Source organism: Megasphaera jansseni (assembly GCF_047974155.1).
GTDB lineage: Bacteria > Bacillota > Negativicutes > Veillonellales > Megasphaeraceae > Megasphaera.
The window spans coordinates 43872-64642 of record NZ_JBHYRR010000014.1 but is presented as its reverse complement, the minus strand read 5'-3'; the positions used below and the strand labels follow the sequence as shown (position 1 = coordinate 64642).

Annotated in this window: 17 protein-coding genes; 16 read left to right on the top strand and 1 reads right to left on the bottom strand. The window is 55.1% G+C overall.

Translation table 11 applies throughout. The features are described 5' to 3' along the window. Positions 1-279 precede the first annotated feature (279 nt). The 3 genes from ACE418_RS06940 to ACE418_RS06930 all read left to right on the top strand — a co-directional run bounded on the left by ACE418_RS06940 (position 280) and on the right by ACE418_RS06930 (position 6769). On the top strand, positions 280-4908 hold the full coding sequence (locus ACE418_RS06940) for an ESPR-type extended signal peptide-containing protein (protein ID WP_416449933.1): 4629 nt from the start codon (positions 280-282) through the stop codon (positions 4906-4908). 9 nt (positions 4909-4917) lie between these two features. Further along, positions 4918-5097, top strand: coding sequence for a type II toxin-antitoxin system RelB/DinJ family antitoxin (locus ACE418_RS06935; protein ID WP_416449932.1), 180 nt, complete (start codon positions 4918-4920; stop codon positions 5095-5097). A gap of 649 nt (positions 5098-5746) precedes the next feature. Beyond that, a complete protein-coding gene (locus ACE418_RS06930; protein WP_416449931.1) occupies positions 5747-6769 on the top strand; it encodes an Rpn family recombination-promoting nuclease/putative transposase in 1023 nt (340 codons plus the stop codon). A gap of 519 nt (positions 6770-7288) precedes the next feature. Here the strand turns inward: ACE418_RS06930 and ACE418_RS06925 are convergent. Then, entirely contained in the window at positions 7289-8647 is a 1359-nt protein-coding gene (locus ACE418_RS06925; RefSeq protein WP_416449930.1) for an amino acid permease, read from the bottom strand. Positions 8648-9026: 379 nt separating this feature from the next. On the opposite strand from ACE418_RS06925, the gene ACE418_RS06920 reads away from it, so the two are divergent. The 13 genes from ACE418_RS06920 to ACE418_RS06860 all read left to right on the top strand — a co-directional run bounded on the left by ACE418_RS06920 (position 9027) and on the right by ACE418_RS06860 (position 20759). Beyond that, on the top strand, positions 9027-9191 hold the full coding sequence (locus ACE418_RS06920; protein ID WP_416449929.1) for a hypothetical protein: 165 nt from the start codon (positions 9027-9029) through the stop codon (positions 9189-9191). 5 nt (positions 9192-9196) lie between these two features. Further along, positions 9197-10153, top strand: a complete 957-nt coding sequence (locus tag ACE418_RS06915) for a D-2-hydroxyacid dehydrogenase (RefSeq protein WP_416449928.1) — start codon at positions 9197-9199, stop codon at positions 10151-10153. A 463-nt stretch (positions 10154-10616) separates the two neighbouring features. Further along, a complete protein-coding gene (locus tag ACE418_RS06910; RefSeq protein WP_416449927.1) occupies positions 10617-12587 on the top strand; it encodes a TonB-dependent receptor plug domain-containing protein in 1971 nt (656 codons plus the stop codon). 86 nt (positions 12588-12673) lie between these two features. Continuing rightward, complete coding sequence (locus ACE418_RS06905; protein ID WP_416449926.1) at positions 12674-12880, top strand: hypothetical protein; 207 nt, start codon at positions 12674-12676, stop codon at positions 12878-12880. A gap of 460 nt (positions 12881-13340) precedes the next feature. After that, positions 13341-13952: a MotA/TolQ/ExbB proton channel family protein gene (locus ACE418_RS06900; RefSeq protein ID WP_416449925.1), complete on the top strand. Its 612-nt coding sequence runs from the start codon at positions 13341-13343 to the stop codon at positions 13950-13952. A 12-nt stretch (positions 13953-13964) separates the two neighbouring features. After that, on the top strand, positions 13965-14369 hold the full coding sequence (locus ACE418_RS06895) for an ExbD/TolR family protein (RefSeq protein ID WP_298586898.1): 405 nt from the start codon (positions 13965-13967) through the stop codon (positions 14367-14369). A gap of 5 nt (positions 14370-14374) precedes the next feature. Then, positions 14375-15262, top strand: coding sequence for a TonB family protein (locus ACE418_RS06890; protein ID WP_416449924.1), 888 nt, complete (start codon positions 14375-14377; stop codon positions 15260-15262). Between the two features lie 17 nt (positions 15263-15279). After that, the gene (locus ACE418_RS06885; RefSeq protein WP_416449923.1) at positions 15280-15804 is read left to right on the top strand and encodes a flavodoxin family protein; all 525 of its coding nucleotides are present in this window, start codon (positions 15280-15282) and stop codon (positions 15802-15804) included. Between the two features lie 4 nt (positions 15805-15808). Further along, positions 15809-17356 (top strand): heme anaerobic degradation radical SAM methyltransferase ChuW/HutW, encoded by a 1548-nt coding sequence (gene hutW / locus ACE418_RS06880; RefSeq protein ID WP_416449922.1) that lies wholly within the window; start codon positions 15809-15811, stop codon positions 17354-17356. Positions 17357-17432: 76 nt separating this feature from the next. Then, complete coding sequence (locus ACE418_RS06875; protein ID WP_416449921.1) at positions 17433-17945, top strand: hypothetical protein; 513 nt, start codon at positions 17433-17435, stop codon at positions 17943-17945. 9 nt (positions 17946-17954) lie between these two features. Continuing rightward, positions 17955-18494, top strand: a complete 540-nt coding sequence (locus ACE418_RS06870) for a pilus assembly protein PilX (RefSeq protein ID WP_416449920.1) — start codon at positions 17955-17957, stop codon at positions 18492-18494. Further along, complete coding sequence (locus ACE418_RS06865) at positions 18491-20044, top strand: FAD-dependent oxidoreductase (RefSeq protein ID WP_416449919.1); 1554 nt, start codon at positions 18491-18493, stop codon at positions 20042-20044. Before ACE418_RS06870 ends, ACE418_RS06865 begins: the two co-directional genes overlap by 4 nt. A 1-nt stretch (position 20045) precedes the next feature. Beyond that, a complete protein-coding gene (locus ACE418_RS06860; protein WP_416449918.1) occupies positions 20046-20759 on the top strand; it encodes a 2Fe-2S iron-sulfur cluster-binding protein in 714 nt (237 codons plus the stop codon). The last annotated feature ends 12 nt before the right edge of the window (positions 20760-20771 follow it).

Below are 20771 nucleotides of genomic sequence, written 5' to 3'. Positions count from 1 at the left end.
GAATCCACGCCGGCCGTTAGGCCCCTGCTATTTTACAAAAAAATCGCAGAAAAATTTTGTTTTATTATATACATATTTTTACAATTAAATGTATTTAAAATGTATTAAAAATGTTAATATAAAATACAGGCCGAAGACTTGGCAATGGCTTGAGAATGGCTATATACAGCTTTATTTTGCACTTTTGTATGCTATAATAAGATAACAGTTTTGTTACAAATATGTCATTTTGTTAACTGCATAAGAGGCATATAATGCGAAGAAAGGGGCTGTCTTTTTATGAATCGAACGTATAAGGTCATTTGGAGTAAAGCCAGACGGTGCTATGTCGTCGTATCGGAATTGGCCAAAGGGCAACACAAATCGTCCAGTAAGAGCGAACACATAAGCTCTGATGTTCACCGGGGGGGGTATTTAGGTAAAACTGCCATGGCTGCCGTCGTTGCCAGTCTGCTGACTTTTGGCGGATTAGCTTATTCGCCGGTTATGGCTACGGACTCGGATTCAATCGTCCATAGTAATGATAAAGGCGGCATTGCTATTGGTAACGATTCTGTACCTGGCCGAGATGCAGGTAAAAATGATAAAGATGCCAGTCAGGATAAGGCTGGCTATGACGCTACGGGAAAACAACATGCCCGTTCTGATAAAGATTATGCTACATGGGTATCCACTGATGCCGCTGTTTCCGTCGGTGGTGCAGACCGTGAAGTGAAATATAAAGACAAGGAAGGCAAGGAACAGACACAGACTGTTAAATCTACTCGCCAAATTACTAATTTGGCTGCTGGCACACAGGATACCGATGCCGTCAACGTGGCACAGCTGAAAGTAACTGCAACGGCCGCTGCTGATGCAGTTAAGACGCATTTCTATAGTGTCAAATCGACAGATACAAAGGCTGGGAACTATAATAATGATGGTGCAAAAGGCGAGAATGCTATTGCAGCAGGTGTAGGTGCTTCTTCTGATGGAGATTCTTCCATTGCCGTTGGGACGAATTCGAGAGTAGCTTCGAATGGCTATAGCTTAACTTCTATTGCAATCGGTAAAAATGCATATGTATTGAATGGTACAGGTCAGCAGGAATATGAATTTGGTTTTGATAAAGATAAGTGGGATGTATCAGGATTTATCCATAAAACGTATACTCCTAAAAAAGGATTTGAACAATCGGCGTTAGATGATATTGCTGGAGGTATTGCCATTGGTACGAATTCGTATGCTCGTACCGGTAGTATTGACATTGGTGGACGCACCATGGATGGCCGGACTATGGCTGGTATGGTTGTCAATGAAACTTGGGTCGATCCGGCTGATGGAAAGACAAAAGTTAAGAATCCGGCTACAGCCAACATTATTGACATGACCACAGTCGGTACAAATTCCTACAACAAAGGCCTTATGGCAACAATCGTTGGTTCGTACTCTGTTAATACTGGTGATTTTAATGGTAGCGGCGGCTGGAATAGCCTTGATTATGGTTCTCAAAATATGGGATCGACTATCGTCGGCTCACTGAACCAGAATCGTTCCTTAGGGAAAGACGGTTATAGTGGCATTGCAAATAGTATTATCGGTGTGGCTAACGTAGCTGAGAATGCCAATGGTACCTTGATTTTTGGTGCAGGTAATAACGTTAAAAATTCCAATACTTATATTAGTGGTTTTAGTGCATCAACTGGCGTGAACTCGGTCGATGATATGGTGAATAAATTGGCGAAAGGAGTTCGTAGTTCTAAGGGTGGCGGTGCGACCTTGGTCATCGGCGGTGGCAATACAGCAGAAAACACGCTAAAAACGCAGATTATCGGTGTCAACAACACAGTTACTGGGACAGAAAAAACACCATCTGAGTACAATATGATTAATGCGTTTAATACAACCGTCAAAAATTCTTCTCATTTGTATACGATTGGTACTAATAATAACATTACCAGCACTAAGAACACGATTCTTGCTGGAGATGACTATACAAATGTTTCTGGTTTAACGGATTCTGTTATCATTGGCAACAATCGCGTTAAAGGTAAAGATGATAAAGCTGATTATGCTTATTTCAGCAATCAGAAGAACATTATCAGCATTGGCAACAAAAATGTTCTGGATAGTACAGATGGCAGTATTTCTATCGGCAATAACAACTTCATGTGGAGAAGTGGCGGAGGAACATTCGGTTATGATACTGGTAATGTAGCTATCGGGAACAATACCTATATCAACAGCTCTGCCAATCAGGGGGACAGCATTGTCATTGGCAAGAATGCTACAGCTATGAATAATGTTGGTTCTTTGGAAAAAGCATTTGCCTTTGGTACACCGGCAGGCAAAGATTATTCCGGCAGTATCGCCATCGGCCAGAATTCCTATGCCCGCTCTGGCAGCACCATGATTGGTATCCATAATTATCAGGGCAAACTTGGCGACTTGGATATTGACTTTACGAAAGGCAAGAGTGAAGGTTCTTCCGGTATTGCCAATTATCAGGAAAGCATCGATGCTACCACCATTGGCAATAACAGCTACAATAATGGCGTCTTCTCGACGGTAGTAGGCAGTTATACGGCTGTGTCTGGCTTGTATCACAATGAAAAGTGGGGCGAAAAACCTTACGGTGTACAGAACTTTGGCGCTGCTGTCCTCGGTTCGCTGAACAGTGTAGAAGGCCTGACCAGTACAGAACATAACACATCTGGTATGGCAGACAGCATCCTCGGTTCTGCTAACCGTACCAAGAATGCCAATGGCACAATCATGGTCGGTGCAGGCAACGTGGTAGAAGATTCGATTAATGACTTTGATGCATCAGAAATCAAAACAAAAGATGGCATCGCCAGCCCCAATGCTTTGTCTGAAGCTATGCGTACTTCTATCAAAAACGCTAATGGCGGCGGTGCAGCCTCTATTGTCGGTAACGGCAATGAAGTAAAGCAATCCACGAATGTCGCTGTTATGGGTTCAAAGAACTCCGTGACTAGCACCACGAATTCTCAGATTTTTGGTGATAACCGCATAGTAGCAGGTGCAGATGGGCAAGCCATCGATGGAGCGGTAATTGTTGGCTCGGCTGACGCAAAGAAGCCACTGACTACAGATAAGAAAAATGTTACCGTCCTCGGCTATAACGCCAATGCTACCGTCGAAGGTGGTGTAGCTCTCGGTGCCGGTTCTGTAGCTTCGCTTGATTCTGGAAAAGTATTAAATATCGTTGGTTATGACCCGGCAAAGGGCGACCATAGTGGAGATACGACCGGTACCTGGAAATCAACGGCCGCTGCTGTTTCCATCGGTCGGGCTGAAGAAAAAGATAAAGCCGGTAACGTAACTGCTTCGGTCATTACCCGTCAGCTTACCGATGTAGCTGCCGGTACGGCTGATACCGATGCGGTCAATGTGGCACAGCTGAAGGCTGTAATGAATATGCCCGTTCACATCTATAACGGAGGTAAATTTGCGGGTAATGTGTATACAGGCGGCACCCAGATTGCAAAGGACATGACGATTAGCAATCTGCAGTTTGACTTTGGTGATGGCCTGAAAGCACAGGAAGTTGGCAATGATGGAGATAAACGGGTCCTTGTCACGCTGGATAAAGATGCTTTGAAGGATGATCCGGCCTTTAAAGGCCCGAAAGGCGACACTGGCGCACAAGGCCCGAAAGGCGAGAAAGGTGATACCGGTGCACAAGGCCCGAAAGGCGAGAAAGGTGAAACCGGTGCACAAGGTCCGAAAGGCGACACCGGCGCCCAGGGTCCGAAAGGTGACAAAGGTGAAACCGGTGCCCAGGGTCCGAAAGGCGACAAAGGCGATACCGGTGCCCAGGGTCCGAAAGGCGACAAAGGTGATACCGGTGCACAAGGCCCGAAGGGCGACAAAGGTGATACCGGTGCCCAGGGTCCGAAAGGTGACAAAGGTGAAACCGGTGCCCAGGGTCCGAAAGGCGACAAAGGTGATACCGGTGCCCAGGGTCCGAAGGGGGACAAAGGTGATGCCGGTATCCAAGGCCCGAAAGGTGATAAAGGTGATACTGGTGCACCGGGTAAAGATGGTGGCGTAGGAACTGTCGTTGGTGATGAAATGAACATCACCGTTACCAATAACGAAACCGACCCGGCCAAACCGGCTAATTACAAAGTATCCCTCAATAAAGAAATCACCGTCGATAAGGTAAAGGCTGGAAATACCACTATTTCCAGTGATGGTTTGACTATTAAAGGAGGTCCGTCAGTCACCCAAAGTGGTATTAATGCAGGTGGTAAGAAAATCACGAATGTGGCAGACGGAATCATTTCGAAAGATTCGAAAGATGCCATCAATGGCAGTCAGCTCTACAACGAAACGAGAGTCGCCAAAGACGGGACTTTCATCAAACAGGCTAACACGGCTGGTGAAAACCTGACGGCTTTGGACCATCAGGTCGCTGCCAACGCAGAATCCATTTACCACATCAATAACCGCGTTTCCAATCTCGATAACCGCGTCAACAAGGTCGGTGCCGGCGCTGCTGCTTTGGCAGCCCTTCATCCGCTGGACTTCGACCCGGATGACAAGTGGGACTTCGCCGTCGGCTATGGCAATTACCGCAATGCCAACAGCGTCGCTTTCGGCGCCTTCTATCGTCCCAATGAAGATACCATGTTCAGCCTGGGCACGAACTTCGGCAACGGGGAAAACATGTTTAATGCCGGCCTGAGCTTCAAGATTGGCCAGGGTGGCAGCGGCATCACGACGTCGAAGACGGCTATGGCCAAGACGATTTCCAGCCTGAAAGATACGGTCCATAAACAAGATCAGAAGATTGAAGGACTGGAAAATGTAGTGGATACGCAGGATAAGAAGATTGCCGAACTGGAAGCCCTGGTCAAAGAACAGGGAGAAATGATTCGTCAGTACGTCGGCAAGAAATAGAGGGGAATCATGGCACAGACAACGATTTGTATCCGCATCGACGCGGATTTGAAAAAAGACTTTGAGAAATTTTGCGACTCCATCGGCATGAGCATGTCGACGGCAGTCAACATCTTCATCAAGAAATCCGTAGGGGAACAACGGATCCCCTTCGAGATTACGGCGAAACGGAATAACGAAAGACCGTAAAAGCAAAAGGCGCTGTCGCACGAAGACAGCGCCTTTTTTGCCGTTAGCAGTTAGCCGTTAGCAAGTTAGCAACTAGTAGTTAGCGGATGGCCAAAATATACGCTCGCGGTCCCTGCGGATATGGCTGTTCCGCCGCGACAAACTCATGGAATAAACGCGGTTCGCAATCCGCAGATGGCAGGTCGCAAAAAAAAACGGCCCGTGTGGCCGTATGCGTAGGGGTCGACCTTTAACCTCTCAGACCGCCTTTGGCGGCCAGCTCCCCTATAAAGGGAGCCTTGTGCGGCCCGTTGCGAGATTTCATCACATCCCATTCGAGTATAATGGCAGGCTTTTACGAACCACGAACCACGAGCCACGGCCTTTTTCACGAGCCGAGGGTTCCACGAGGCGATGTAGTTCTTTTGAGTGTGACGCCGCGCAGCGGCATCTGAGTCCGAAGCGGCCTGCGAACTGCGAACGGCGGCCTGCGGGGCCGTCAGGCCCCAATCTACATTAACGTTTCCTTAAATATTTTGGATTTGATTCAAAAATGATTAGAAAACGATTAAGTTTTTCAGAACCATCCTTTTTCTATTGTATCATGGAGTTAGGATATATCCTGTTTGTTCTGTTTCATGATATAATAAAGAAAGGAATGGTGAATCTGTTGAAAAAGCAACTGACTGCCAATGAAATCCGCTATCGCACGTATTTCCCGGAGTTGACGGAAAAGAACTTCAATCCCATGAACGACGTCTTGTTCAAGTTCATCTTTGGCCGACCGGAACGCAAACTTATTACCATTGATTTCCTCAATGCCATTGCCGCCGAAGACTTGGGTCATCCGATTACGGACATCGTCTTTACGCCGACGGAAAACGTCCCGGACAGCCACGATGAAAAACTGACCCGTCTCGACGTGGCCTGTACCTTGGATACGGGCGAACAAGTCGACATCGAAGTCCAAATCGTTAACCAGAAAAACATGCAGCGACGGACCATGTGCTATTGGGCGCGTTTGTACTTGTTGTCGCTGCCGCCAGGCGGAGCTTATCAGGACTTGAAGCCTTGCATTACCATCAATTTGTTGCGGTTCAACCTGCTGCCGCAAGAAGAAGCCCATTCCATGTGGAGCATTTATAATGCTGAAACGGGCGACCGCCTCAATAAAGATTTGGTATTCCATTTCCTGGAAATCCCGAAATATACGAAATCGCCGAAGAAGCGAATCCGTGACATGACGAAAATGGAACGCTGGCTGGCGTATTTTGCCAACCAGCTCAGTGATGACGAAAAGGGGGAACTGATCATGAGTGATGAAGCCATCCATAAAGCCGTAGATGCGGCCCGGACCTTCCTTCAGAATGACGCTGAACGCCTGGCTTACATCAACCGGGAACTCGCTATCCTCGATTATAACTCGGACCATCGCGATGCCTTTGAAGAAGGTAAGGCTGAGGGGCGTAGAGAAGGCGAAGCCAAAGGCCGTAAAGAGGGAGAAGCCAAAGGTCGTAAAGAAGGAGAAGCCAAGGGGCGCGAAGAAGGCCGGACAGAGGGACAAGAAGAAGCTAACAAACGCTGGTCTATGTTAATGCAACGACTGTTTGGAGAACAGCGTTACGACGATGCGAACAAAGCGGCTGCTGATGCTGATTTTCGTGAAAAACTCTTTAAGGAATATGGAATTTAGTTGGTGATGAAGAGAGGCTGTTTTAATGCGACAGCCTCTTTTTGCTTTCCTCGGACTCAGATGCGGCGTTCCGCCGCGACAGACTCATGGAATAAACGCAGTTCGCAGTTCGCTGGTCGCAGGTAGCAGGTCGCTGCGGTCCTGTGGACCGCCAAAACTGCACGGCCAACAGGGGCCGACCTTTAACCTCTCAGACCGCCTTTGGCGGCCAGCTCCCCTATAAAGGGAGCCTTGTGCGTCCCGCTGTGAGATTTCATCACATCCCATTCGAGTATAATGGCAGGCTTTTACGAACCACGAGCCACGAACCACGAGCCACGAGCCACGAACCACGAGCCACGAGCCATGAACCACGAGCCACGAGCTACGAACCACGAGCCACGAGCCACGAACCACGAGCTACGAGCCACGGCCTTTTCCACGAGCCGAGGGTTACTCGAGGCGATGTCGTTAATTTGAATTTATCGTCGCGCAGCGGCATCTGAGTCCGAAGCGGCCTGCGGGGCCGTCAGGCCCCTATTAACGGCTGTTGGTTACGGGCGAAGGGGCCAGGCGGCGCCAGCAGCACCAGAGGATAGCCAGCCAGACGGGCATGATGAGGACGGCTGTGAGCATGTCCGGCATCTGGGTCATCATGAGGACGATGAAGCAGAGGAAGGCCAGGCAGAAATAGTCGGCTGCCGGGTACCAGAGGGATGGGAATTTCGTCGTCTTGCCTGTTTTCTGGCAGCAGGCCTTGAATTTCAAGTGGGTCACGATGATGGTGATCCAGTTGACGATGGTGGCGCCGACGGTGAGGGACAGGAAGTACATGAAGATTTTTCCCGGGAAGAAGTAGGTCACAGCGACGACGAACAGGGTCAGGCCCGAGCAGAGGCAGAGCGTGTGGACCGGGACGCCCCGGGACGACAGCTTCTGGAACCACTGCGGGGCGTTGCCTTCTTCGGCCAGGCCGTAGGCGATGCGGGAATTGCCGTAAATAGCCGAGTTATAGACGGAAATGGCTGCCGCCAGGACGACGAAGTTGAGGAGATTGGCCGCAGCCGGGAAGCCGACGTTGGTGAAAATCTGGACGAAGGGACTGTTCTGCGTGCCAATCTGGTTCCACGGCCAAAGGCTCATGATGACGACCATGGTCCCGATGTAGAAGACGAGGATGCGCCAGATGATCTGATTGATGGCTTTGGGCAGGGACCGTTCGGGATTTTCCGCTTCTCCCGCCGTGATGCCGATCAGTTCGACGCCGCCAAAGGAAAAGATGACCGTCACCATGGCCAGGCAGAAACCCCAGATCCCATTGGGCAGGACGCCGCCATAATCCCAGAGGTTGCTGAAGTTCTGCGGGAATGGCCGGCTGTCCTGGAAGATGAGCCAGGCGCCGAGGGCAATCATGCCCAGGATGGCCGCCACTTTGATGAAGGACATCCAGAATTCCGTTTCCCCGTAGGCCCGGACGTTGACCAGGTTGAGACAGGTAATGGCGATGAGGCAGACCAGGGCCGTGACCCATTGCGGCAGGTCGGGCAGCCAGTAATGGACGTAGATGCCGACAGCCGTCAATTCGGCCATGCTGATGATGACGTAAGAGAACCAATAGTTCCAGCCCAGCATGAAACCCGGGAAAGGCCCCCAATATTTGTCAGCGTAATAACTAAAGGACCCGGATACCGGTTCTTCGACGGCCATTTCCCCTAACATGCGCATGATAAGGAAGATGACGAGGCCGCAGATGAGATAGGCTGCAATGACCGATGGCCCACCCAGGGAAATGGTCGATGCCGACCCATAAAACAAACCCGTGCCGATAGCGCCGCCCAGGGCGATCATCTGGAGATGACGGTTTTTCAGGCCGCGCTGCATCTGTGATGATTCTTTCATGAAAAAAGACCTCCTAACAAAAAAAGACCGCACGAAAGTTTACACCCAAGGTGGTGTACCCCTTCGTGCGGTCGTTCGACGATTACACTCTGTCTATTAGTATAGAACAAAAACAGCGCTTGTCAATCCGGGAAAAACGGCGATGACAGATTACGACGCATCAGCCATATTATGGCCGGGCCTGCACAGTTCTGTTACAGCTATCAGGGAATGCTATCTTTTTCTTTATTGAGAAGCTATAATAAAATAGAAACAGGCGGCTGCTAGCTTTTGTCTTGCAAATAGCTGGCAGCGGCTCCTCATGAAAGAAGGATGATTCTTATTGCAATATATATGCAGGTCTCTCGATTGTGTTATAATGGCAGAGGAGGCGGGGAAAATGGGCCAATTCGTCAATACGGACGGAAAACGGTGCCGTGTCGATCAAATCGTCAGGGACCTCTTGAAGGAGGACGTGACGTATGAATTCATTGCGCATGTTGCCCAATGCCCGTTAGAAATGGTAAAAGAAATTGCCGCAAAAGAAAAAAGCAATAGGGAGTGATTCTATTGAAAATCTTAGTTGTCATGGATGTCGATGCGAAACAGAAACAGTGGCTGGAAGCCGCTGCTCCGGAAGCGGATTTTTGTTATTGTCCCGGCGATGGGACCCAGGCCGGCAAGGACCTGGAAGAAGCGGACGTCATCATTGGCAATATCGCTCCTGACAGGGTGAAGGACGCGTCGCAGCTGCAGTGGCTCCAGCTCAACAGTGCCGGTGCCAACGAATACTGCCGCCCCGGGGTCCTGCCGGCCGGCGTTACCCTGACCAATGCGACCGGTGCCTATGGCCTGGCGCTGTCGGAACACATGCTGGCCCAGACACTGGCTATGATGAAGAAACTCTATCGTTACTATGACAATCAGCATCAGGCCCTGTGGCACGATGAAGGGCCGGTCACGTCCCTCTATGGCGCGACGGTCGTCGTCGTCGGCTTTGGCAATATCGGGCGCAACTTCGGTCAGCGCGTCAAGGCTATGGGAGCCCACGTCATCGGCTTGCGCCGCCGCCAGGGGGCCGTGCCGCCGGAAGCCGATGAAATGGGGGATATGGCTCATTTCAATGAATACCTGGCGAAGGCGGACATCGTCGCTTCGTGCCTGCCCGATACACCGGAAACGTATCATATCTATGATGCGGAACGCTTTGCGGCTATGAAAAAAGGTGCGTATTTCGTCAATGTCGGCCGCGGCACCAACGTCGACCAGGCGGCCCTGAGGGACGCCGTCGTCCGGGGCCATCTGGTCGGCGCCGCCCTGGATGTCACCGACCCGGAACCGCTGCCGCCGTCGGATCCCCTGTGGAAGACGCCGGGCATCTACATTACGCCGCACATCTCCGGCGGCTATCATCTCCAGGCGACGCACGACTATATCGTCCGCATCGCCGCAGATAACTTGAAACGCTACCTGTCCGGCGATCCCCTGGAAAACATCGTCGACCTCATGACTGGGTATAAGGCGTGAGCGTAGTGAGCGTAGGGGCCGTCCCAGCGGGCGGCCCGCAGTCCGCAGGTCGCAGTCCGTAGCAGATACTTTAAAATTTTGCCCCATCCGCTAACCCCTAGCCACTAGTTGCTAACCCCTTAAAAGAGGCTGTCGCACGAAGGCTTTTGCTTTCATGCTAGGCCCCATTTACTTTATAGTTTGTAGCAACAGAGTTTGTAGTTTTCAGAGAAAACCTTTAAATTTAAAGCCATCCGCTAATAACTAACTGCTAGCCACTAACAACTTTAAAGGGCTTGTCGTCGTGCGACAAGCCCTTTTTTACACCCATATCACAACTTTTTATCAATTTTGTGAAAAACGGTCGGAATGGAGTGTTTTTGACCAATTGGAGCAGACCTTCATCTTGTTTTATGATATTATCTATTGGTAAATGATTTTCAATATTATATCGCCACTGGCGAAAGAGAGGGGATTTACCTACATGGCATATCATAAAATCAAGGGAACGAAGAAGGCGTGGATTACCTGGGCTGTTTTGACGGCTTTGACCGTACCGGCTTATGCGGCGTCGGCTGATGGGGCCGCCGATAATTCCGCGGTAACGACGAAGGATGTCGTCGTCACGGCGACGCGGACCGAAGCGGACGTGAAGATGGTCCCCAATACGGTCGAAGTCATTACGGCAGAGGATATCCAGAAACTCGGCGCGACCGACGTCTATTCGGCCTTGCGTCTGGCAGACAACATCCAGATCATGAATACCAGCACCGGTTTTGGCCACCGCATTTCCATGCGCGGCATGTCCAGTGACTCGACACTCATTCTCATCAATGGCCAGCGGACGGCTATCGAAGATACGGAAACGACGCAGAACCTCCTGGCCCTGGACCGCATCAACGTCAATAATATCGAACGCATCGAAATCGTCCGCGGGGCTGCGTCAGCCCAGTACGGTTCTGATGCCCTGGCCGGCGTCATCAACATCATCACCAAGAAGTCTACCGGCAAGCCGTCGGTCACGGTCGGCGCGACGACGGGGACGACGAACATGTCCAACTATTACCACATCGACCTGGGCAAGCAGGGCAAGTTTAGCAGCACGTTCGATATGAATTTCTCCAAGGACCGCCAGTGGACGGAACACGAAGTATCCGGCCTGCCCGTCAAGAACCTCCAGGGGCCGAAGCAGAGCTATAATTTCAGTGGTACCTATGAATTGGGGGAAAACAAGAATTTGAACCTCGATTTGGGCTACTACAAGGATAAGCTCAGCGGCGACTGGAGCCACAAGGAATACAACCTCGGTGCCTGGGGCGGTATCGTCCGCCTGCAGGACGCCAAGCTGGAAACGGAACGGCGCGATGCCAGCCTGAGCCTGACGGGCAAGACGAAGAAAGACGACTACATGGTCCGCACTTTCTACAGCAAGCTCGATAAGTTCCGCTTCTTGCCGTATACGGCTCTGGCCAAGGAATACGGCGAAACCAACAAGTACAGCATCTGGGGCATCGAAGCCAAGAACAGCCATAAGATCAACGGCGACCACACCCTGACCTATGGCACGGAATACGACCGCTATGACGTCGACGGCGTCAACTTCGGCACGAACGGCGACAACGGCAAGAACATCAACACCTATGCCGCTTATATCCAGGACGAATGGCTCCTGGGCGATAAATGGGAAATCATCCCGGCCGTCCGCTATGACCATCACAGCGAATTCGGCAGCAAGACGACACCTCATCTCGGCGTGACCTACCTGGCAAACGATCACAACCGCTTCAAGGCCAACTGGGGCGAAGGCTACAAGGCGCCGACAGTCAGCGAACTCTACATGGATTATACCCACATGGGCGTCCTGACCCTGGGCAATCCTAATCTGCGACCGGAAGAATCGAAGAACTGGGACCTCAGCTATGAAGGCGAATGGGGCAAGACCTTCGGCAAGATCACCTATTTCCACAACGACATCGACAACATGATTTCGACCCGCACGGTCGGCGGCCGTCACGGTTATAATGAATACTACAACATCGACGGCACGACCAAGACCCACGGCGTCGAACTGACGTTGGGCCGCAATCTCTCGCGGGACCTGGATGTCAAAGTGACCAGCAACTGGACGAGTGCCAGCAATAAAGTCGCTTCGGCCGAATCGTCGGCTCACGGCGTCGACGGCATTGCCGACAACATTACGACGCTGCAGCTGGCCTATGACGACCACCGCCCCTATGGCTACAACGCAACGTTGTGGGAACAGTGGGTCCATGACTATTACGAAAGCGATTCCAGCCAGACTTATTCCTATAATACGCTGAATTTCGTCATCAATAAGAAATACGGCGATGCTGTCCGACTCTTTGCCGGTGTCGATAATATTTTCAACAAGAAAATCGACGCCATCTACCTGGACGGCCGCATTTGGCGCACAGGTATCGAATTCAAATTCTAAAGGCACAGTCCTTGCATTTCCAATCCTCCTGTCGTAAGATAAAAGTAGGAATCAATTGCATATTCTGGATGAGGAGGAGAAAAAAGATGAAACAGCTACCTTTAGGGATTCCCCTGGCCATCGCCCTGGCCGGCACGGTCGGTTCCCTGGCCTTTGGGGCTAAAAAAGTCCATGTCCTGTTCGGGGCCGCCCTGACGGGCCTGTCGTTATGGCACATGTACCAGCACCGCAAAGTCATGCTGCGCCAGATGCAGATGGCCAAGCAGCCCTTGCAGATCGGCTGTAAGCGGTAAGGGAGGGGGCGCATGTGGCACGTGGCGAACTCATACATCTCCTGTAGGGGCTCGCACGTGGCGAGCCCGCCCCAGATTATTGAGATGTCTGTAAGCCGATTGGTGTGAACGGGCGCCCCACGTGGCGCCCCTACAGAAAAGGTGCAACCCCTAAAAAAGGAGCTGTCGCATCGCGACAGCTCCTTTCAAGTTGTTAGTGGCTAGTGGTTAGTTGTTAGCGGATGGGTTTAAATTTAAAGCTTTTCTCTGCAAACTACAAACTCTGTGCTACAAACTATAAAGTAAACGGGGCATCACATGATGGCAGAAACCTTCGTGCGACAGCCCCTTTTTTGCCCTCCAAAACTTGTCGGAATGGAGCATTTTGGCCGAAATGGAGTAGACAGGGACGGGCGATGCTGATAGAATAGTGCATGTAAAGAATATGATAATTAATTTCACATAAGGAGTGTTTCACATCATGGAAGGTCTTCAGTATGCATTTCATTTATTTCACAGTGGCGGACTCGTCATGTATCCGCTGTTAGCCTTGTCGATTTTCACCCTGGCCATTGCTATCGAACGCTTTGGCTATTACCGTGCGAATCGTAAGGGGTCCAAACAGTTCTGCAGCGGCGTCAGCCAGGCGGTCCAGCGGCAGCAGTGGGATGCGGCGGGCCAGCTCTGCCGCAAGTTCCCGACGGCCATGAGCCGTATCGTAGCCAGCGGCCTGAGCCATGGCGGCGACACGAAGGGCATGAAAATCGCCTTTCATGAACAGATGAGTGTCGAAGCCGTCGGCTTCAAGCGCTACCTCGATTACCTCAGTGCCATCGTCACTATTTCGCCGCTCCTGGGCCTCTTGGGGACGGTCACCGGCATGATCAGCACGTTCAGCGTCCTCGACAACGGCGCCGGTGCGTCAGCCGTCACAGGCGGTGTCGGCGAAGCCCTGGTGGCTACGGCAACGGGCCTCTGTGTCGCCATCCTGGCTTTCTGCGTTTATACGTATTTTTCGCACCAGCTCGATACCATCGTTACGGATACGGAAAAGGTCTGCATGGCGGTCATGCAGGCTCGGAAAAATGCATAGGAGGCGCAGGTCATGTTTTCTCATGTCAAGATGAAGAAGAAACCCGTGTTCATGATCATCCCCATGATCGACATCATTTTCTTCCTCCTCGTGTTTTTTATGATGAACAGTTTACAGACCGTCGCCCAGAAGGCCCTGGCCGTCCAGCTGCCCCAGGCCCAGAGCGCTTCGGCGCCGGCCCAGATGCCGCTCATCGTGACCGTCGACAAGGCCGGGCACATTACCCTGGACAATAAGCCGGTCACGCTGGATGAAGCTTCGGATATGATGAAGAAGCATATGGCTGACAATGCCAATGCCGCCGTCATCCTTCAGGCCGATAAAGACACGGCCCATGGGCAGGTCGTGGCCGTCATGGATATGCTCAAGTCGGCCGGTGTCAAGCGTCTGGCCATTGCGGCCAAGCAGAAGGGATGACGGTCATGGAAGGGATTTCTTGGAAACGGGCGTATGCCGGTTCGCTCCTCGTCCATCTCGTCGTGGCCGGCCTGCTGGCCGTCGGCCTGGCGGGCAGTGTGGCCCAGCATGAGCAGGAAAAGATGTATGTCGTCGACCTCGATGCGTCGGACCTGACCGATTCCGGCAGCGGCCATGCCGGCGGCGGGGGAGGCGGCGGTTCGTCGGAAGCGCTCTTTCCCGATAAATTATCGGATAGCGAAGTCGCCCAGCGGACGGCAGCGGTCGCAGCCCAGTCTTCCGCCCTGACGCCGCCGGAACAGGTGGCACAGGCCCAGTCAATCCTGGCGGACGCTGCTGAAAAAGCGGCTGCGCCGGCAGCTCCCGCTGCCCAGGCTGCCCCGTCGGACAGCACATCGGGCACGGGCGGCAGTACGGCTGGCGTTTCTGCTGATGGCGGCAGTGGCGGTGGTTCCGGCAATGGATCCGGGACTGGCGAAGGCCGTGGTGAAGGGCCCGGCTCGGGCAGTGGCAGCGGCGGCGGTTCTGGCAGTGGAACCGGTTCCGGCAGCGGCGACGGCCAGGGGTATGGCGAAGGATCGGGTAACGGTCAGGGCAGCGGCGACAGCGGTGCTGCTGGCACGGGCTCGGCTCCCTTTGACAGCGATGGCTTTTGGGCAGCCGTCAATGCCAATAAATCGTATCCGCCCATGGCCATCAAGCGCGGCCTGACCGGGACGGTCACCGTTACGGTCGTCCTCGACAGCGGCGGCAACTGCGTCAGCGCGTCGGCCGACAGCAGCGGCCTCCTGGCCAAGGCAGCCGTCAATGCCGTCTATGCCGCCTGCCCATATCCCAATGGGACGGGCGGTACCGTAACCGTCCACGTACCAGTTACATTTAATATACAATAAAGGAGAATCTGAATACTATGCGTACACTTGTCTTATACTCATCCCGCACGGGCAATACGGAGAAAGTCGCCCGGGCCATCGCCGGCGCCCTGCCGGCGGGGACGCCGTGCCTCCCGCTCAGTCAGGCGCCGGCAGACCTGGCCGCGTATGATCTCGTCTTTATGGGCTATTGGGTCGACCGCGGTACGGCTAATGCAGAAGCCAAAGCGGTGATGACAGGCCTGCATAATGAACATATCGCCCTTTTTGCCACTCTGGGGGCAGATCCGCAGTCGGAACACGCCAGGATGTGCCTGGAACATGGCATGGCCCTCCTGCCCGATCAGGATGCCATCGTCGGGACGTTTGTCTGCCAGGGCGCCGTCGACCCGAAGGTCATCGAAATGATGTACAAGCAGTTCCCGGCCGGCCATCCCCATGGAAAATCGCCGGAACGCGATGCCCTCCATGCCCGGGCTGCCGTCCACCCCGATGAACAGGATCTCCGGGCCGCCGCCGATTTCGCGGCTTCCGTCCTGAAGCGCCTGGAAGGGAAGGGGTGAGCCCATGAGTCTCCAGCAACTCTATGAGCAGACGCCGCCGCAGCAGCGGGCGTTACAGTTCGGCATAGACGGCGGCGATGCCCTGACCGGAGCGTTCCCGCAGAAGCGCGTCGTCCATGCCGGTCTCCAGGGAAGCCTGATATCCCCGGAAGAATCCCAGAAAATCTGGCAGGACCTGATGGCCCAGCCGCCGACAGGGAAAGAAATACAGACCGCCTACATACACATTCCCTTTTGTAAAACAAAATGTTTATATTGTGGTTTCTTCCAGAATGGGATGGACCCGTCCGTCGAAGACGAATACGTCCGCTGTTTAGTTCAGGAACTGCGCCAGGCTGCCAAGGCACCGCGCCTCCGGGACAGCCTGATCCACGCCGTCTTCATCGGCGGCGGCACGCCGACATCCCTGTCGGCAGATAATGCCGCCCGCCTCCTGGGGGCCATCCGGGACTGCCTGCCCCTGGCCAATGACTACGAACTGACCCTGGAAGGGCGGGTCCACGATTTGGAACCGGAAAAGATCGATACCTGGCTGGCATACGGCGTCAACCGCATGTCCCTGGGCGTCCAGTCGTTTGATACGAAAGTCCGCCAGTCCGTCGGCCGCCTCGACGACCGGGATACGGTCCTCGAACGCCTGGAAGCCCTCCGGGCCTATGGCCAGTGCGTCGTCGTCATCGACCTCATGTACGGCCTGCCCGGCCAGACTATGGACGTCTGGATGGACGATGTCCGGACCTTTGCCGGATCGGGCATCGACGGCGCCGACCTCTACCAGCTCAACGTCTTTGAAGGCAGTGCCTTGAACCGGGCTATCCGCCAGGGGACCCTGCCGCCGGCGGCGACGACGGCCCAGCAGGCCCTCATGTTCCAGGCCGCCAAGACCTATCTCGACCAGCGGGCGTATACGCGCCTCAATATCTGCCATTGGAGCAAATCGCGGCGGGAACGGAGCCTCTACAATACCCTGGCCCGGTCGGGAGCGGCCATGTTCCCCTTCGGCTGCGGTGCCGGCGGCCACGTCGATGGCTATGAAACGATGCTGCACCGGGCCATTGCCCCGTACGAGATGTTCGTCCACCAAGGCAAGAAGCCTTTCATGGCCCTCCTGCGCCAGTCGCCTTTCCAGCCGCTCATCGACGACATCCAGTATCAGTTGGAACAGGGCTGCCTCGATATCGGCGCCCTGGCAGCCAGGGAACCGCGGCTGGGCGAATTGAACTGGCTCTATCAGCGCTGGCAGGAACAGGGCCTGGTCCGCTATAACGGCGTCCTCTACGAATTGACCGATGCCGGCCAGTTCTGGCAGGTCAACCTGACCCAGACGACGCTGGAATGTATGCAGTATCTCCTGACCGGCCAGACGGCAGCGGCCCTGCAGGGCATTGCCGCCCAGGATTCGCCGAAGTCGGCGGCCATGGCCGAAGCCATGCGGAAGATGAAAGAAAGCGGGGCCGGCCCCAGCCTGGAAGCCATGCGGCACATGGCCGAAGCCATGAAGCATATGAGCCACGAAGAACTCCAGGCCGTCATGCAGCGCATGAAGGGCTGACGGAATGACATATTGACAAGACCTGCCGGATTCGGTAAACTAATAATGAAATTTATTATTGAATCAGGGTGGGGTTATGGAACGGAACAGACAACGGCGTCGGATGGTACAGGTACTTTGCGGCGCCGTTCTCTTTGTATTACTGGCCGGGGCCTTGCTGGCATCGCCGGTAGATGGCCTGGCCGGGGCTACGCCGCGGTCCCAGGCGAAAGGGGACAGCAGGCTGTCGGGTTCGTATGTCCTGCTGCTCAACAGCCAGCAGCCGCCGTTTGACGAGGAAAAAGCCTGTCAGGCTTTCGGCCGTTTCTTCAGCCAGAGCCGGGCTGGCCTTGCGCCTTTAGCCGGACAGACGGTGGTCCTTTATATTCCCAGGGACGACGCGGCCCTGTCCGCTTACAGCCAGTCCCTGGTCCGGCGGGCGGCCAGCCGGCAGGTGACACTGACCGTGCGGCCGCTGGAAGCCGTCTTCCTGCGCTCCCGCCTGCGGGCCCGGGCGTATGAAGCCATCCTCGTGCCGGCGGCGTCCCTGCCGGACGGCCTGGATGCTCAGGCCCGTAGTTATGAATATAAAAGTTATGTCCTGCGTTAGGAGGCTGTCATGCGTCGTATCCATACCTTAGTCGCGGCGGCCCTGACGGTCGTCGTCCTGCTCCATGCTCTCTGCGGCAGTTTCCTGCTCCTCGGTACCAGCCGCCGTCCCATGGTCTTTCTGGCCTGGCTGGCGGCGGGCCTGCTGGGGCTCCATGTCGGCTTCGGCCTGGTCCTGACAGGGCAGACCTGGCGGAACCTGCGATGCCGGTCCCGCCGGTATATCCGGCTGAACCGGGCTTTTTGGCTGCGCCGGATCAGCGGGATCGCCATCCTGGTCCTGCTGGTCTTTCATATCGGCATGTTCGGCCTGACCGAAGACGGGACGTATTTTCTCCTGCCCTTTACGGCGGTCAAGCTAGCGGCCCATCTTCTGCTCATCGCGGCCCTGGCCCTGCATATCGCCGTGAATTTGAAACCCTTATGCCTGGCCCTGGGCTGTTCCCAGCTGGACTGGCAGAGCCGCAGCATCAGGCTGGTGCTCCTGGTCTTCTGCGGGTTTGCGGCCGTGGCCGGCATCGTTTATTTTGTGAGGTGGCAATACTTATGAGTCCGCAAATGGTCATCATCGGGGCCGGCCTGGCCGGTTTGTCGGCAGCCTATACGGCGGCCCGTCAGGGCTGGCAGGTCTGGCTCTGTTCCTCCCTGCCGTCCGAACGGGCCCAGTCAGTCATGGCCGAAGGCGGTATCAACGCGGCCCTGGATACCCAGGGGCAGGAGGATAGTCCGGCCGGACACGGAGCCGATACGCTGCGGGCGGCCTGCGGCCTGGCCGATCCCAATGCCGTCCTGGCCATGACGGCAGCCGCTCCGGCCCTGGTAACCGAACTGGCCGATTTGGGCGTCCCCTTCAACCGGATGGCAGACGGGCAGATCGACCTGCGCTATTTCGGCGGCCAGAAGAAGAAACGCACGGCCTTTTCGCAGAGCGATACGGGAAAACAGCTCATGACGGCCCTCATCGACGCCGTCCGCCGGTATGAAGTGGAAGGGGCCGTACACCGTCTGGACCACCATGATTTCCTGACCCTGCTCCACGACGGGCCGGTTTGTACCGGCGCCAGCCTGCGCGACACCTGGAGCGGGGAAACGTGTGACCTGCCGGCCCAGGCGGTCCTCATCGCCAGTGGCGGCCTTCATGGCCTCTTTGGCTGTACGACGGGCTCGCTGGCCGATACCGGTGCCGTGACGGCCGAGTTGTTCCGTTTGGGCCTGCCCGTAGCCAATGGGGAGTTCATCCAGTATCATCCGACGACGATTGCCAGCAACGGGAAGCGGATGCTGGTCAGTGAAGCGGCCCGCGGGGAAGGCGGACGGCTTTGGGTGATGAAACAGGGGCAGCCCTGGTATTTCATGGAAGAAAAATATCCGGAACTGGGGAACCTCATGCCCCGCGATGTGACGGCCCGGGAAATCTGGTACCACTGTCAGGCTGGCGAAACGGTCTGGCTGGATCTGACGGGCCTGGATGAAGACGTCTTTTCCCGGAAATTGTCGGGCCTGGTGGCCGACTGCCAGCTCTATGGCGGCGTCGATATCCGCTGTCAGCCCATCGCCGTGGCACCGGGCATCCATTATTTCATGGGCGGCCTGGCTGTCGATGAATGGCATCGCACGCCGTGGAAGCAGCTGTACGCTGCCGGCGAATGTGCCTGCCAGTACCATGGCGCCAACCGCCTGGGCGGGAATTCCCTGCTCGGGGCCATCTATGGCGGCCGCAAAGCGGCTGGTACGGCGATGGAAGAGGGACGGGACCGGCCGCTGCCCCGGACCGGACGGCCCGATATGCCGCCGGCGGTACTGTCTCCGGCAGGGCTGGCCTGCCTGCGGCAGCACCTCGACCAGGCCTTGGGCGTCGTCCGCAACGGGGAGGTACTGGCCCGGGCCTTGGACGGCATCGCCGCCTTGCCCGGTACCCTGCCGCTACTGGGACGGGCCCTGCTGCAATCGGCCCTGGGACGGCAGGAAAGCCGCGGGGCCCATTGGCGCAGCGATTTTCCGCATCGCGACGATGACCGCTTCCTGCGGACGACGCTGGCCGTATATGACGGCCGGCGCATTACCTTGTCGTACCGGCCGGTGCCGGAGAAACGGGGATAGTATGACCTATATTTTTCATATCCGCCGCCAGGAACGGGCCCAGAGCCCGGCGTACTGGCAGGATTTTCTCTATGACGGCCAGGGCAGCGATTCTGTGGCCCAGGCCCTGACGGTCCTCAACGGCCGCAGTCCCCTGAAGGACCGGGACGGACAGGAGGCAGCGCCCATCCGCTGGCAGCGGAGCTGCCTCGTGCGCAAGTGCGGCGCCTGTGCCATGGTCATCGACGGTGTACCGGCCCTGGCCTGTTCGACCTTTTTGTCCAGCCTGTCCGGGCCGGTCATTACGTTAGAGCCTCTCAGCCTGTTTCCTGTCGTCGCCGACCTCATCGTCGACCGCCACGTCCTGTCGGAACGCCTCAAGGACTGGCAGATTTGGCTGGAACATCCGGCTGCGGCGTCGGCCTGGACCTGGAAAAACCGCTACGAATCGGCACGGTGCCTGCTCTGCGGCTGTTGTCTGGAAGTCTGTCCCAATGCTTCGCCGCAGTCCCTCTTTGCCGGGGCGGCTGCGGCCGTCCAGGCGTACCGCATCCTGGCCCAGGAAACAGGGGACAGCCCTCACAGCCGGCGGCTCCGCCAGGCCTACCGGCAGCAATATTTTGAACAGTGCGGCCAGTCCATGGCCTGCCAGCAGGTCTGCCCGGCCCGGCTGCCCGTGACGGACCTGCTGGCCTGTGCCAATTCCCTGGCCCTTTGGAAACGCAGCCGATGGTAACGAGAAAGGAAG

What these genes read in the sequence shown, in the direction of transcription:
- ACE418_RS06940 (WP_416449933.1), top strand. Translation starts at nt 280, where the DNA reads ATGAATCGAACGTATAAGGTCATTTGGAGTAAAGCCAGACGGTGCTAT.
- ACE418_RS06935 (WP_416449932.1), top strand. Translation starts at nt 4,918, where the DNA reads ATGGCACAGACAACGATTTGTATCCGCATCGACGCGGATTTGAAAAAA.
- ACE418_RS06925 (WP_416449930.1), bottom strand. Translation starts at nt 8,647, where the DNA reads ATGAAAGAATCATCACAGATGCAGCGCGGCCTGAAAAACCGTCATCTC.
- ACE418_RS06920 (WP_416449929.1), top strand. Translation starts at nt 9,027, where the DNA reads ATGGGCCAATTCGTCAATACGGACGGAAAACGGTGCCGTGTCGATCAA.
- ACE418_RS06910 (WP_416449927.1), top strand. Translation starts at nt 10,617, where the DNA reads ATGGCATATCATAAAATCAAGGGAACGAAGAAGGCGTGGATTACCTGG.
- ACE418_RS06905 (WP_416449926.1), top strand. Translation starts at nt 12,674, where the DNA reads ATGAAACAGCTACCTTTAGGGATTCCCCTGGCCATCGCCCTGGCCGGC.
- ACE418_RS06900 (WP_416449925.1), top strand. Translation starts at nt 13,341, where the DNA reads ATGGAAGGTCTTCAGTATGCATTTCATTTATTTCACAGTGGCGGACTC.
- ACE418_RS06895 (WP_298586898.1), top strand. Translation starts at nt 13,965, where the DNA reads ATGTTTTCTCATGTCAAGATGAAGAAGAAACCCGTGTTCATGATCATC.
- ACE418_RS06890 (WP_416449924.1), top strand. Translation starts at nt 14,375, where the DNA reads ATGGAAGGGATTTCTTGGAAACGGGCGTATGCCGGTTCGCTCCTCGTC.
- ACE418_RS06885 (WP_416449923.1), top strand. Translation starts at nt 15,280, where the DNA reads ATGCGTACACTTGTCTTATACTCATCCCGCACGGGCAATACGGAGAAA.
- hutW (WP_416449922.1), top strand. Translation starts at nt 15,809, where the DNA reads ATGAGTCTCCAGCAACTCTATGAGCAGACGCCGCCGCAGCAGCGGGCG.
- ACE418_RS06875 (WP_416449921.1), top strand. Translation starts at nt 17,433, where the DNA reads ATGGAACGGAACAGACAACGGCGTCGGATGGTACAGGTACTTTGCGGC.
- ACE418_RS06870 (WP_416449920.1), top strand. Translation starts at nt 17,955, where the DNA reads ATGCGTCGTATCCATACCTTAGTCGCGGCGGCCCTGACGGTCGTCGTC.
- ACE418_RS06865 (WP_416449919.1), top strand. Translation starts at nt 18,491, where the DNA reads ATGAGTCCGCAAATGGTCATCATCGGGGCCGGCCTGGCCGGTTTGTCG.
- ACE418_RS06860 (WP_416449918.1), top strand. Translation starts at nt 20,046, where the DNA reads ATGACCTATATTTTTCATATCCGCCGCCAGGAACGGGCCCAGAGCCCG.